The 13198-nt window shown below is 65.0% G+C and carries 14 protein-coding genes; 12 read left to right on the top strand and 2 right to left on the bottom strand.

Annotated features, from left to right (window positions below):
* The first annotated feature begins 3 nt into the window (after positions 1 to 3).
* The 4 genes from rplU (at position 4) to SAS01S_RS14280 (ending at position 2069) form a co-directional block, all read left to right on the top strand.
* Positions 4 to 384, top strand: coding sequence for a 50S ribosomal protein L21 (gene rplU, locus SAS01S_RS14295; protein WP_066809550.1), 381 nt, complete (start codon positions 4 to 6; stop codon positions 382 to 384).
* 17 nt (positions 385 to 401) lie between these two features.
* Positions 402 to 671, top strand: coding sequence for a 50S ribosomal protein L27 (gene rpmA / locus SAS01S_RS14290; RefSeq protein WP_066585833.1), 270 nt, complete (start codon positions 402 to 404; stop codon positions 669 to 671).
* A gap of 169 nt (positions 672 to 840) precedes the next feature.
* Positions 841 to 1392 (top strand): GNAT family N-acetyltransferase, encoded by a 552-nt coding sequence (locus SAS01S_RS14285; protein WP_169804963.1) that lies wholly within the window; start codon positions 841 to 843, stop codon positions 1390 to 1392.
* A gap of 80 nt (positions 1393 to 1472) precedes the next feature.
* Positions 1473 to 2069, top strand: coding sequence for a TetR/AcrR family transcriptional regulator (locus SAS01S_RS14280; RefSeq protein ID WP_066809548.1), 597 nt, complete (start codon positions 1473 to 1475; stop codon positions 2067 to 2069).
* Positions 2070 to 2278: 209 nt separating this feature from the next.
* On the opposite strand, the gene SAS01S_RS14275 is transcribed toward SAS01S_RS14280, so the two are convergent.
* Entirely contained in the window at positions 2279 to 3286 is a 1008-nt protein-coding gene (locus SAS01S_RS14275) for a helix-turn-helix domain-containing protein (RefSeq protein ID WP_066809545.1), read from the bottom strand.
* Between the two features lie 129 nt (positions 3287 to 3415).
* On the opposite strand from SAS01S_RS14275, the gene obgE reads away from it, so the two are divergent.
* The 8 genes from obgE to lptG all read left to right on the top strand — a co-directional run bounded on the left by obgE (position 3416) and on the right by lptG (position 12645).
* Positions 3416 to 4462 carry a GTPase ObgE gene (gene obgE / locus SAS01S_RS14270; protein WP_066809542.1) on the top strand — a complete coding sequence of 349 codons (1047 nt, stop codon included), beginning with the start codon at positions 3416 to 3418 and terminating at the stop codon, positions 4460 to 4462.
* A gap of 46 nt (positions 4463 to 4508) precedes the next feature.
* Positions 4509 to 5627, top strand: coding sequence for a glutamate 5-kinase (gene proB, locus SAS01S_RS14265; RefSeq protein ID WP_066809537.1), 1119 nt, complete (start codon positions 4509 to 4511; stop codon positions 5625 to 5627).
* Complete coding sequence (locus SAS01S_RS14260; RefSeq protein WP_066809535.1) at positions 5624 to 6529, top strand: SDR family oxidoreductase; 906 nt, start codon at positions 5624 to 5626, stop codon at positions 6527 to 6529. Before proB ends, SAS01S_RS14260 begins: the two co-directional genes overlap by 4 nt.
* Before the next feature lie 61 nt (positions 6530 to 6590).
* Positions 6591 to 6836 (top strand): acyl carrier protein, encoded by a 246-nt coding sequence (locus SAS01S_RS14255; protein ID WP_066809585.1) that lies wholly within the window; start codon positions 6591 to 6593, stop codon positions 6834 to 6836.
* Between the two features lie 23 nt (positions 6837 to 6859).
* Entirely contained in the window at positions 6860 to 8122 is a 1263-nt protein-coding gene (gene spt / locus SAS01S_RS14250; RefSeq protein WP_066809583.1) for a serine palmitoyltransferase, read from the top strand.
* Positions 8123 to 8171: 49 nt separating this feature from the next.
* A complete protein-coding gene (locus SAS01S_RS14245) occupies positions 8172 to 10118 on the top strand; it encodes an ATP-binding protein (protein ID WP_066809533.1) in 1947 nt (648 codons plus the stop codon).
* A gap of 200 nt (positions 10119 to 10318) precedes the next feature.
* Positions 10319 to 11548 carry an LPS export ABC transporter permease LptF gene (gene lptF, locus SAS01S_RS14240; RefSeq protein WP_174544969.1) on the top strand — a complete coding sequence of 410 codons (1230 nt, stop codon included), beginning with the start codon at positions 10319 to 10321 and terminating at the stop codon, positions 11546 to 11548.
* On the top strand, positions 11545 to 12645 hold the full coding sequence (lptG, locus tag SAS01S_RS14235; RefSeq protein WP_174544968.1) for an LPS export ABC transporter permease LptG: 1101 nt from the start codon (positions 11545 to 11547) through the stop codon (positions 12643 to 12645). The genes lptF and lptG overlap by 4 nt, the downstream gene beginning before the upstream one ends.
* A 114-nt stretch (positions 12646 to 12759) precedes the next feature.
* On the opposite strand, the gene SAS01S_RS14230 is transcribed toward lptG, so the two are convergent.
* Positions 12760 to 13198, bottom strand: a 439-nt coding sequence (locus SAS01S_RS14230; RefSeq protein WP_169804962.1) for a fatty acid desaturase, incomplete at its 5' end; no start/stop codon positions are given.

Raw genomic sequence — 13198 nt, 5'->3', positions numbered from 1 at the left:
GCCATGTTCGCAGTCGTGCGCACAGGCGGCAAGCAATATCGCGTCGCCGCCGGAGACAAGATCGTCGTCGAGAAGATCGACGGAGAAGCCGGTAGCTCGGTAACGCTGGGCGACGTCCTGCTCGCCGGCGAGGGCTCGGACCTGCAGTCGACCGACGGCCTGACCGTCGCCGCCGAGATCGTCGCGCAGGCGAAGGGCGAGAAGGTCATCGTCTTCAAGAAGCGTCGTCGTCATAACTATCGTCGTCGCAACGGCCACCGCCAGAACCACACGATCCTCAAGATCGTGTCGATCGGCGCCGCCGAGAAGAAGGCTGCGCCCAAGAAGGCCGCTGCCAAGAAGACCGAAGAAGCCGGCGCTGAAGCCCCGGCTGCCGAAGCTTAAGATCGGGAAGAGTAGAGATGGCACATAAGAAAGCAGGCGGTTCGTCGCGCAACGGTCGCGATTCGGCTGGCCGTCGCCTCGGTGTGAAGAAGTTCGGCGGACAGGAAGTCGTCGCCGGCAACATCATCGTGCGCCAGCGCGGGACCAAATTCTATGCCGGTCGCAATGTCGGCATGGGCAAGGATCATACCCTTTTTGCGCTTACCGACGGTCGCGTGACCTTCCACGAGGGCAAGCTCGGCCGAAAGTTCTGCTCGGTAGACATTATGGCGCAGGCCGCAGAATAACGGGCAACCGCACGGGTTGCCCACCAGGGCGACCCGGGTCTCGGGCTAACCAGAGACCGAACAAGGGAGACGGGTCGCCCCGGCTCCCTTTTTTCATGCTCCCTCCACTTCCGGGTCGCAGAAACGTCACATCGACGTGCGAGCGGCCCGGCACGATACGGAGAGTGAGATGTTCGCGCGGACCAAGAGACTGACATTACGGCCCGGCTGGCCCGAGGACGCCGCCGCGATCGCTCGGGCGATCGGGCATGAGGAAGTCGTGACCAAGCTGTCGCGGGTGCCCTGGCCCTATACCGAGGCCAACGCCGCCGAATGGCTGGCGATGCCGCGGGCCAAGGACAATGTGTCGCTGTCGATCCTCGCACACGAGGAAGCGACGCCGCGGCTGGTCGGCGGGATCGGCATTCACCCGGCCGAGGATCTCGGTGGCTACGAGATCGGCTATTGGCTGACTCCCGATGCCTGGGGCCGCGGCTATGCCACCGAGGCGGGCAAGGCGGTCCTGGGCATCGCGCGCTTTGCGATGGGCCTGAAGAGCCTGCGCTCGCGCTATTTCGTCGACAATCCCGCCTCGGGGAAAGTGTTGACGAAGCTCGGCTTCCGGCCGACGGGGCGGACCGCGACCTATAGCCTCGCGCGTGGGCACGCGGTGGAGAGCGTCACGTTGACGCTCGACTTCGACGCCAATGAACCGGCCTGCCGAATGCCGATCGCGGCTTGATCTCCAATCACGTCGCCGCCCGGAACCGCGCCGGGCGGCGGCGCATTGATTTCGCGCGGTAAAGCGCCGACAGGTCGTTCATGTCCGTAAGCCCCCTCCCCGTCCGCCGTCGCCTGAGCCCCGAAGAATCGCGCGATGCCGCGCTCGATGCGGCACGTAGCTTGTTGGTGGAATTCGGTCCGCAAGCGGTGACGCTGAAGGCGGTGGCCGCGCGCATCGGACGGACGCATGCCAATCTGCTCCACCATTTCGGATCGGCCGCGGGCCTGCAAAAAGCACTGATAGAACGGATGGCGGAGTTCATCTCGACCACCATCCGCGAAACCGTGATTCGCCAGCGCGCCGAAGATCAGAACCCGCGCGAAGTCGTCGACCTGGCGTTCGATGCGTTCGACACCGGTGGCGCCGGTGCGCTGGCGAGCTGGATGATCCTGTCGGGCAACGAGGATGCGCTCGACCCGATCCTCAACGCGATCCACGATCTGGTCGACGAGCTGACCGAGGGTCATTCGAAACAGGATCGTCCGATCGAAGACGAAACGCTTCAGCTCGTCATCATGGCGCTGGGCGACGCCCTGTTCGGCGCGCCGCTGGCCCGTGCGCTCGGCCTGCCGCGCGACCGAGCACGGCAACTCGCCTATCAGGCCCTGCGTGACGGCAATTCGCCCGATCGCTGACGATCCACCCGATTTGGGACAAGGCCAATAGTGCGCGGGACGCTGGTCGGCTTCAAGCCGGCCCGCGCTGTCCTAGATCGCGCTCATGCCTTTCAGCCCAGATACCAATGCCTTGATCTGCCGGATTCTCGGCCACCGCCGCTCGCAACGAGTCTGGCACGAGGGCAATGGCTATCGCGCGCAATGCAAACGTTGCGGCACCGGCATGGTCAGGCCGCGCGGGGCGTCTCACTGGACCGCGTTGCGGTCCGAGAGCGACTAAAGGCGCGATAATCGGACGGTGTCATGCCGAACCGTTCGCGAAACAGCCGCCCCAGATACGCGGCGTCGCAAAACCCCCAACGCTCGGCGATGTCCGCGATACGGTCGCGCTCGGTGGATTCGCTGAGCGCCGCCGCGACACTCTCCAACCGGCGCCGCGTCACATAGGCATGCACGCCGCCCTCGTCCTCGAACAGACGATAAAGCGCGGAACGCGACATGCCCAATGCGCGGCATAAGGTCGCGACGGTCAGCGTCGCCGAGCCCAGCCGCGCCTCTATCTCCGCCCGTGCACGCGTCATGGCGGCGCCTGCCACTGCCGCAGGTGTCGCACGGCCGCCGCGTTCCTGGGCCACCGCGACCGCGAGCAAATCCATGACGGTTCCCGCCAGACGCGCGCCCAGGTCGACCGGCAGGCGATCGGCGTGACGCCAGATCTGCTGCAGATGCTCGCGTAGCAACGCTGCCGTGGAGGGCGGGATTGCCAGGCCATGGAGCGAACGAACGCTCGGCAGATATCGTTCGGCCAGCGCGCGCGGGACGTGAAAATAGGCGGTGGAGCTCGCTTCCGACACATGGTGCTGCGGCTGCGCCATATCGGTGAGCAACGTCGATTCGCCGAGCGCATCGAGCGCGGCGCCATTCATGTCCCCTACCGCCCCGCCGCGAAACCGCACGTTGACGACCAGATCGTCGACGCCGTCGGCAGCGGCCATCGCCCGGGTCCGCTCGAACGATTGCCCGGAAATCGTCGAGAAATGGATCTTGAGCGGCCCCAGCATCACCAGATCCGTGGCGACGTCGAACGGTTCGTGCGGACGCGTTTCGTACAGCCGCCCCACGGTCGATGGCGAACGGCTGCACCACGCCTCGTGCCGATCGCATTCGGGCAAATCGCTCGTCGCAAACCGTCCGCCGAAAAGCGACGCGCCGACATGAGACACATCAACGACCATCTTGATACCCCCGCGCCCCCTTATGTGCACCGCAGCAAGAAAGGCAATTGCCCTGGATCAAGCGGCATTAGAATATGGGAATGGCGGTCGGGGGTTAGCAGCGCGGCGTTCCGCGGCTAAGGCGGTCCAATGCACTTCCTCGATCAAGCCAAGATTTTCGTCCGTTCGGGCGCCGGTGGCCCCGGCGCGGTCGGCTTTCGACGCGAGAAATATATCGAATATGGCGGTCCCGACGGCGGCGACGGGGGCAAGGGCGGCGACATCGTGTTCGAAGCCGTCGCCGGCCTCAACACGTTGATCGACTTCCGCTACACGCAGCATTTCCGCGCGCCGCGGGGGACCGGCGGTGCGGGGTCGAACCGCACCGGTGCCGGCGGCGACGATCTCGTCATCAAGGTGCCGGTCGGTACCCAGATCCTCGCCGATGACGAAGAGCGTTCGCTGCTCTTCGACCTCACCAAGGTAGGCCAGCGCATCGTCTTCCTGCGCGGCGGCGATGGCGGCCGCGGCAATGCCAGTTACAAGACGTCGACCAATCGCGCGCCGCGCCAGCACGGGACCGGTTGGCCGTACGAAGAAGCCTGGGTGTGGCTCAGGCTCAAGCTGCTCGCCGATGCCGGGCTGGTGGGATTGCCCAACGCCGGCAAATCGACCTTCATCAACCAGGTGACCAACGCCCAGGCCAAGGTCGGCGAATATGCCTTCACCACCACGCGACCCCAATTGGGCGTGGTGCGGCACAAGGGGCGCGAATTCGTCGTGGCCGACATTCCCGGGCTGATCGAGGGCGCGGCCGAAGGCGCCGGCGTCGGCGACCGCTTCCTGGGGCATATCGAACGCTGCCGCGTGTTGCTCCACCTTGTCGACGCCAATGATCCCAACGTGGCCGAGAGCTATCGCATCGTGCGCGACGAACTCGAAGCCTACGGCGGCGGGCTGGTCGACAAACCGGTGGTGGTCGCGCTCAACAAGATCGACACGCTCGACGACGAGCTGATCGGCGCTTTGTCCGCCGAGCTCGAGGAAGCAACCGGCGCCGAGGTAATCCCGATTTCCGGCGCTAGCGGCGTCGGGGTCGATTGGGTGCTCGACAAGTTGCTCGAAGCGATCCCGACCAACGAGTCGCCCGTCGACGACGATGGCGCCGAGGATGAGGTGCAATGGTCGCCGGTCTGATCGTATCTGTAGCGGGACGGCGTGACGCCCGCTAAGCGCAAGCGCGATGTTGGAGAATTCGCCCTTTGCCGCGGCGCGCTGCCCGCGCCTGATCGTCAAGGTGGGGTCGTCGCTGCTCGTGACGCCGGAAGGCGAAGTAAGGCGCGACTGGTTGGCCGGACTTGCCGCCGATATCGCCACAGCGGCGCGAAGCGGACAGCAGGTCGCGATCGTCTCGTCGGGCGCGATCGCGCTCGGTGCGCGGCGGCTCAAGCTCGCCAAGGGCGGACGCGCGAGCCTGGAAGATGCGCAGGCAGCTGCCGCCACCGGCCAGATCGCGCTGAGCCAGGTCTGGGCCGAGTGCCTGGAGGCGGAAGGGCTGACCGCGGCGCAGATGCTGGTCACGCTCGACGATCTCGAGGATCGGCGGCGCTATCTCAACGCCGCCGCAACTTTGGGCCGGCTGCTCGGGCTCGGTGTAGTGCCGGTGATCAACGAGAACGATTCGGTCGCGACCGAGGAAATCCGCTTCGGCGACAATGATCGGCTGGCAGCGCGGGTCGCGCAGGCGGCGGGCGCACAAGGCGTGCTGCTGCTGTCCGATATTGACGGGCTCTACGACCGTGCGCCGACCCTGCCCGGCGCGATGCTGATCGATCGGGTGCCGCGGATCGACGCCGCGATCGAGGCGATGGCGGGCGGATCCATGTCCGGCATGGGATCGGGCGGCATGATCTCGAAAATCCAGGCCGCCAAGATCGCAACCCGCGCCGGCATCGCGCTGGCGATCGCTTCCGGCCGGGTCGATCATCCGTTCGCGCGCTATGTCGAGACTGGTCATGGCACACTGTTCCCCGCGCAGCGCGCCGCCCCCGCGCGCAAGGCGTGGCTGGGCGGACGGCTCACGGTGCGGGGAACGGTCCATGTCGATGCGGGCGCGGTTGCCGCGCTCAATCAGGGCAAGAGCCTGTTGCCAGCCGGCGCCATCCGGGTCGAGGGCGACTTCGCGCGCGGCGACCTGATCGCGATCGCGGGACCCGGCGGCGTGATCGCGAGCGGGCTTGCCGAATATGACGTGACCGACGCGGTGCGGATCGCGGGCAAGCGGAGCGACGAGGCCGCCGCCATCCTGGGCTATGCGCCGCGCGCCGCGTTGGTCCATCGCAACCACATGGTGCTGGCATGACAGTGATCGCGGTCACCGGCGGCACCGGGTTCGTCGGCAGTCATTTCATCGAACACACTTTGGCCCAAGGCCATCAACTGCGCGCGCTGACGCGGCGGCCGCAGGCGGAGCGCGCCGGCATCACCTGGGTCGAAGGCGCGCTCGACAAACCCGACAGCCTGGCGGTGTTGGTCCAGGGCGCCGACGCGGTGCTGCACATCGCCGGGGTGATCAACGCACCCGACCGCGCGGGCTTCGCCGCGGGCAACATCGACGGGACGCGCGCGCTGATCGCCGCAGCCGAAGCGGCCGGCATCCGCCGGTTCGTCCAGGTGTCGTCGCTGACCGCGCGCGAGCCGGATTTGTCGCTCTATGGCTGGTCGAAAGCTGAAGCCGACAAATTGCTGATCGCCAGCAATCTCGACTGGACGATCGTGCGCCCGCCAGCGATCTTCGGCCCGCGCGATCAAGAGATGCTCGAACTGTTCAAGCTCGCCAAACGCCATGTCGTGCCGCTGCCCCCGGCCGGCGGACGGATGTCGGTGATCGCGGTCGGCGAGCTCATCCGGCTGCTGCTCACGCTGCCCACCAGCAACGCGCTGATCCGCGAGATCGTCGAACCCGACGATGGCCGAGCCAATGGCTGGGACCATCGCGATTTCGCCCGCGCGATCGGCACCGCGATGGGCAGCAGGGTATTGCCGCTGCCCCTGCCCCGCCCGGTGCTGACCCTGATCGCCGCGCTCGATGGGATGTTCCGCGGCAAGAAGGCCAAGCTGACTCCCGACCGCGTCGCCTATTTCTGCCATCGCGACTGGGTCAGCCATGCGACGCCGCCCACGGAGGTCTGGGCACCGCAAGAGGAAACGTCAGTGGCGCTGGCCGCGACGGCGCAATGGTATCGCGCCCAAGGGTCGCTATAACCCTGCCGGAAAGCCGCCGCATTTGGCGGGCAACGCCTTCGCGACCCACAAGGACATGACAATGAGCGACCGCGCAGCAATATTCGAGACCGTCACCGGCCTGATCCAGCCGTTCAACAAGAAGGGCGTCGCTTTGTCCGACGCGACGACGTTCCAGCACGATTTGGAGTGGGACAGCCTGACCGTGATGGATTTCGTCGCGGCGATCGAAGATGAGTTCGACATCATTATCACCATGAACATGCAGGCAGAGATCGAGACGGTCGGCCAGCTGGTCGATGCCGTCCAGAAGCTGAAGAACGCCTGACCACGGTGGATAAGGAAGACATGATGACCGACGCTATCGACACTGCCGAGGCGCTGCCCGAGCACCCCGCCACGATCGCGCCCGAGCGCGATCTGATGTCGAAGTTCGACGGCCTGATCGCCGAGCGCCAGGCATTGCTCGACAGCGGCGTGACCGATCCGTTCGCGATCGTGATGGAGCAGGTGAAGTCGCCGACCGAGGCGGTGATCAAGGGCAAGGATACGATCCTGCTCGGCACCTACAATTATATGGGCATGACGTTCGACCCGGATGTCATCCAGGCGGGCAAGGACGCGCTCGACCAGTTCGGATCGGGCACCAATGGCAGCCGCATGCTCAACGGCACGTTCCGCGACCATATGGAAGTCGAGCAGGCGCTGCGCGATTTCTATGGCACGACCGGGGCGATCGTGTTTTCGACCGGCTATATGGCCAATCTCGGCATGATCTCGACGCTCGCCGGCAAGGGCGAGTACGTCATTCTCGACGCCGACAGCCACGCGTCAATCTATGACGGCTGCAAGCAAGGCTATGCCGAGATCGTCCGCTTCCGCCACAACGATGTAGAGGATCTCGACAGGCGGCTCGGCCGCCTGCCCAAGGAGCCGGGCAAATTGGTGGTGCTCGAAGGCGTCTATTCGATGCTCGGCGATGTCGCTCCGCTCAAGGAAATGGTCGCGGTCGCCAAGAAGCACAATGCGATGGTGCTGTCCGACGAAGCCCATTCGATGGGCTTTTACGGCCCCAATGGCCGCGGCGTCTACGAAGCCCAAGGTTGCGAAGACGATGTCGACTTCATCGTCGGCACTTTCTCGAAATCGGTCGGTACGGTCGGCGGCTTCTGCGTGTCCAACCACCCCAAGTTCGAGGCGATCCGTCTCGCCTGCCGTCCCTATATCTTCACCGCCAGCCTGCCACCTTCGGTCGTCGCCACCGCGGCGATGTCGATCCGCAAGCTTCAGCACGCGCACAACAAGCGCGCGCATCTTTGGGAAAACGCCAGGCAATTGCATGGCGGACTGACCCGGCTGGGCTTCAAGCTGGGTACCGAGAATCCAGATAGCGCGATCATCGCGGTGATCCTGGACGATCAGGCGCAAGCAGTAACGATGTGGCAGGGGCTGCTCGACAGCGGCGTCTATGTTAACATGGCGCGGCCGCCGGCGACTCCCGCCGGCACCTACCTGCTACGCTGTTCGCTGTGCGCGGAACACACGTCGGAGCAGATCGCGACGGTGCTGGAACGGTTCGAAGCGGCAGGCCGAGCAGCGCGCGCGATAAGTTGAGGGAACCTACGGGGTTTCCTAGATTCAACCGATTCGGTACAAGACGGCCATGAGCGGGAACGACGCCGAGCCGGGGCTCGTCGATCAGGCACGCACGGTCTGGCGGGGCATTGCCCTGGCGGTCATGGCGTTACTCGGCACCGGCATCGTCGTCGCGCTGATCGTGATCCTGTCGGACACGACCGCGCAGCGTGATCGCGCGCTCAAGGCGCAGAGCCATAGCTATGACGTCATGATCCTGGCGCGCACGCTGTCAGGCACGATCGCGCACGCCGAAGCGGCGCTGGGACGATATGTGATGAGCCGCGACCAATTGGTCGGCCGCGAATATTATGACGAATGGAGTTCGGCGCGAAATCAGATCGACCGGCTTGATGCGCTGACCAACGACAACCCGGTGCAGCAGCATTTGATCGACCAGTTGCGCGCGACTTACGATGCGCGGGGCCAGGAATTGGCGGTCACCGCTCTCAGCACCTCGTACAAGAAAGACAGCCAGGCCTATTCGCGCTTCTACGCCGCGGGTAAGTCGGCGACGTTGCGCGATATCGACCGTCAACTCGATGCGATCATCGATTCCGAACACGGATTGCTCGACCAGCGCGTGGCGACGGCGGCGGCATCGATCCAGCGCTCCAACACCGTGGCAATGATCCTTGCGCTGTTCGGCATGCTGATCCTGGTCGCGGCGGTCGTGCTCGGCTGGTTGACGATCGGCGTGATGCGCGAGCGCGCCGCGGCGCGTGCCGATGCCGATGTCGAACGCGAACGGTCGGCCGCGCTCGAGGATGCGGTGAACGAAGCCACTCTGGCATTGCGCGCGCAGGAAGCCAAGCTGCGCCAGGTGCAGAAGATGGAAGCGGTCGGCCAGCTGACCGGCGGAATCGCTCACGATTTCAACAATATGCTGGCGGTCGTTCTGGGCGGGTTGGAGCTCGCTCGGCGCACCCTGAAGAGCGATCCGAAGGGCGTCGGCCGCCATCTCGACAACGCCACGGAGGGCGCGCATCGCGCCGCCGCGCTGACCCGGCGCTTGCTCGCTTTTTCGCGCGAGGAGGCGCTCAACCCGGAACCGCTCACGCCGATCGCCGCAATCGAGGGCATGTCCGATCTGCTCGACCGCACGCTGGGAGACGCGATCACCGTGGAGACGAGCGACGACGGATCGTCCTGGCATATCTGGGCCGACCGCCACGAGCTTGAAAACACCATCCTCAACCTCGCGGTCAACGCGCGCGACGCGATGGACGGTCGCGGACGGCTGACGATCCGGGCCAGTGCGAGGACGCTCGCGGCCAACGAGATCGGCCATTGCCTCGCAGGGGACCATGTCGCGATCGCGGTCAGCGATACCGGCTGCGGCATGGCGCCGGAGGTTCTGGAGCGCGTGTTCGAACCGTTTTTCACCACCAAGCCTGTCGGCAAGGGCACCGGCCTGGGACTCAGCCAGATCTTCGCCTTCGTCCGGCAATCGGGCGGCGAGATCGCGATCGCCTCGGTCGAAGGCGAAGGGACCACGGTGACGCTCTACCTTCCCCGTCATGCCGGCGCCGGAGAAGCCGCGGCAAAAGCCGACGTCGCGTCGCCGTCCGCGGTGCCGTCGATTCGCGGCCTCGGCGTGCTGGTGGTCGAAGACGATCCGCGCGTCCTCAACGCCACCATCGGCGCGCTAGAGGAATTGAAGCATCGCGCCGTGCCATGCCCCGATCCGCTTGACGCGCCGCGCATCCTCGACGATCTCGGACCGTTCGATCTCGTCATCACCGACGTGCTGATGCCCGGCCAAACCGGGCCGGAGATGATCACCGGATTGTTGGCACGTCGCCCCGATCTCGCTGTGCTATTCGTCACCGGTTATGCCGGCGAGGGGTCGGCGGCCGATTTCGGCGGGCGACCGGTCTTGCGCAAACCCTTCACCATCGCCGGACTGGAACGGGCGATTGCCGACGCGATCACGGATCGACCGACACCAACGGACCAATTGGCCGCCGAATAGGGCATCGCGGGGAAAAGTGGGTACCTGTTTTCCGCGAAAGCGATGCGTCCACGAATAATTAGAGCGACGTGTTCGATTCAGAAATCGGACACGTCGCTCTAAACAGTTTTTCCGGCTGACGCGGACCGAATGCCGCCCTATAGCCGTTCGATCATCTCCCCAGCCGCTCCCGGCCGAGAAGGACTCCTTTTTCGTCAGCCATGAAGTCCATCGATCGCTACATGGCCCGGCTGATCGCGTTGCCGCTATTCTCCACTCTGGTGATCGCGGCTATGCTGCTTGTGCTCGACCGCATGCTGAGGCTGTTCGACTTCGTCGCGACCGAGGGCGGACCGATCAGCGTCGTGTGGCAGATGCTGGCCAATTTGCTGCCCGAATATTTTGGGCTCGGCATCCCGATCGGGCTAATGCTAGGCTGCCTGCTCGCCTTTCGACGGTTGGCGACCTCGTCGGAGCTCGACATCCTGCGCGCGGTGGGGATGAGCTACGGACGGCTGCTGCGTGTGCCGTACATGTACACGATCGTCCTTGCGATCCTCAATCTGTTCATCGTCGGCTATGTCCAGCCCAAGGCGCGCTACGCTTACGAGAATTTGCGCTACGAATTGCGCACCGGCGCGCTCGGCGCCTCGATCAAGGTCGGTGAATTCACCACCTTCCCGAATAACGGCCCCACCGTTCGGATCGAGGAAAGCAAGGATGAGGGGCGCGAGCTGAAGGGCATCTTCGTCCAGCGCAACGACGGCAAAGGCGGCTCGTTCGCGGTCACCGCGGAAAAGGGAAAATTCTATGCTGCGCCCGATCCCGACGAAATCATCTTCCAGCTGACCAACGGCACGCTGGTCAGCAAGGAGGCGAAGGTCGCGGTACCGCGCGTGCTGCGCTTCAACATATGGAATTTCCCGATCCGCTTGCCCCCGACCAGCGCGTTCCGCGCGCGCGGCGGACGCAATCTGGAATTCACCCTGCCCGAACTTGCCCAGATCGGCCGCGATCGAACGCAACCCGAACCGCTGCGCGACACCAGCCGCGCCGCGTTCCATTTCCGCATCACCGAAGTGGTGTCGATGTTCCTGTTGCCGATGCTGGCGCTCGCCCTGGGCGTTCCACCCAAAAGGTCGTCGTCCGCGTTGGGAGTGTTCCTGTCGATCGTGATCATCGTGACCTATTTCAAGGTCAACGAATATGGCGAGGGGATCGGCGGGCTGGGCCGGGTCGACCCGTTCATCGCCCTGTGGGTGCCGTTCGCGATCTTCGCCGGACTGGTGCTCTGGATGTATTACACCATCGCGTTCGTCCCCGGCGGCCAGCCGATCGGCGCGCTGGAACGCGTCTTCGCCAAGATCAGCAAGGTCGTCGTGCGCTGGCTTCCGTTCAGGCGACAACGCCGTAACGGCGATGACGACGGGCCGGAGGCCCAGCCGGCATGATCTCGATGCAGTTTTTCCCGTCGCGGACGGTGACGATCTATATGGCGAAGAGCTTCCTCGTGCGCACCTTCGCGGTGCTCGCGGCGCTGGTCATCGTCCTCCAGTTCCTCGACGCGCTGAGCGAATCGGGACGTATCCTCGCCCATGCCGGCAACGGCCAGGCCGAAGTCTGGCATTATATCAGCCTGCGCACACCGGAGATCATCGCCCGTTTCCTGCCATATTCGGTGCTGCTCGGTGCGATCATCACCTATTCGACGCTCAACCAGAATTCGGAAGTCATCGCGATGAAGGCGTCGGGCCTGTCGGCGCATCAGGTGCTGGCGCCGATGATCATCGCCGCGATCGGCGTCGCAGCGATCAGCTTCGCGTTCAACGACCGCATCGTCAGCCGAGCAACGGACACGCTCAACCGCTGGCAAAAGGTCGATTATGCGCCGATCCCGATCGACCGCGGCGATCGCGTCAATGTGTGGACGCGGTCGGGCGACGATCTGATCAGCGTCAAATTGGTCAAGGGCAAGGGTGACGCGGCGGCACTGACCGACGTCACCTTCTACGATCGCGACAAGGCCGGCGAGCTGCAGGCGACGATTTCCGCTCCCCATGGTCGGCGCGAAGGCAAGGGCTGGCGGATCTGGCCGGCGCAGAAGTTCGATGTCACCAGCGGCGTAGCGACCAACCTGGGCGCTGTAGTGGTTGGTGAAGGCGTGCGCCCGGACCAGTTCACGCTGGCGACGGTCGATGCCGATGGCCTGTCGTTCACCGAATTATGGTCGGCGATCGGCGACCTCAAGGCGGCGGGCCGCCCGACCAAGGCGCTCGAAGGCGATCTGTGGCACAAATTGTCCGGACCGCTCTCCTCGATCCTGATGCCATTGCTCGGCGCGATCGCAGCGTTCGGCATCGCCCGATCGGGTAAGCTCTTCATCCGCGCCGTGGTCGGCATGGCGCTGGGCTTCACCTATTTCGTGGTCGACAATTTCGCGCTCGCGATGGGCAATCTCGGCGCCTATCCGCCAATGCTCGCGGCCTGGGCGCCGTTCGTGCTGTTCCTGATGATTGGCGAGGCGGTGCTGATCCGGACTGAGGAATAGCCACCGCCGGCGGGAAGGGGTGGGGGAGGGCCTGTTGTCCGCTCTACCCAAAGGGCTTCTCGGGAAGGCGATACGCCCTCCCCTAACCCCTCCCGCCAGCGGGAGGGGAATAATTCAACGCGGTTGAAACGTGCTCTTCGCCAGCCGCGTCGCGAGGTGCGGCAGGCCCTTGTAATTGCCCTTGTGATAAGGCGAGTCCGGCTCGAGCGCGGCCGTGATGCGGCGGTGCGCGGTGCCGAGCGCGTGATAAGGCAGCCCCGGCAGCAGATGGTGCAGCGCGTGATAGCGCAGCCCGACCGGTGCCCACAGCATTGGCAGCACGGCAGGCGGCGGCACGTTGACCGAATCGAGATATTGCGCGGTCACCGTCATCGCTTCGCCCTCATTCTCCCAGAGATGCGCGACAAGCGTCCGCACCTGGTTGATGACCGCGACCGCCGAGGCGACGATGAGGAAGGTCACAAAGGCTTTGAGCGCGATAATCCCGGTCGCGGTCAGCGCGATCAGCGCGATCGACCAGAGGCTGGCGGCCGCCTCAAGCCGGTGCCACAGC

The sequence above is a fragment of the Sphingomonas asaccharolytica NBRC 15499 genome (assembly GCF_001598355.1).
Lineage (GTDB): Bacteria > Pseudomonadota > Alphaproteobacteria > Sphingomonadales > Sphingomonadaceae > Sphingomonas > Sphingomonas asaccharolytica.
Note: the sequence above shows the minus strand (reverse complement) of the source record. Positions and strands in the feature narration are given on the sequence as shown.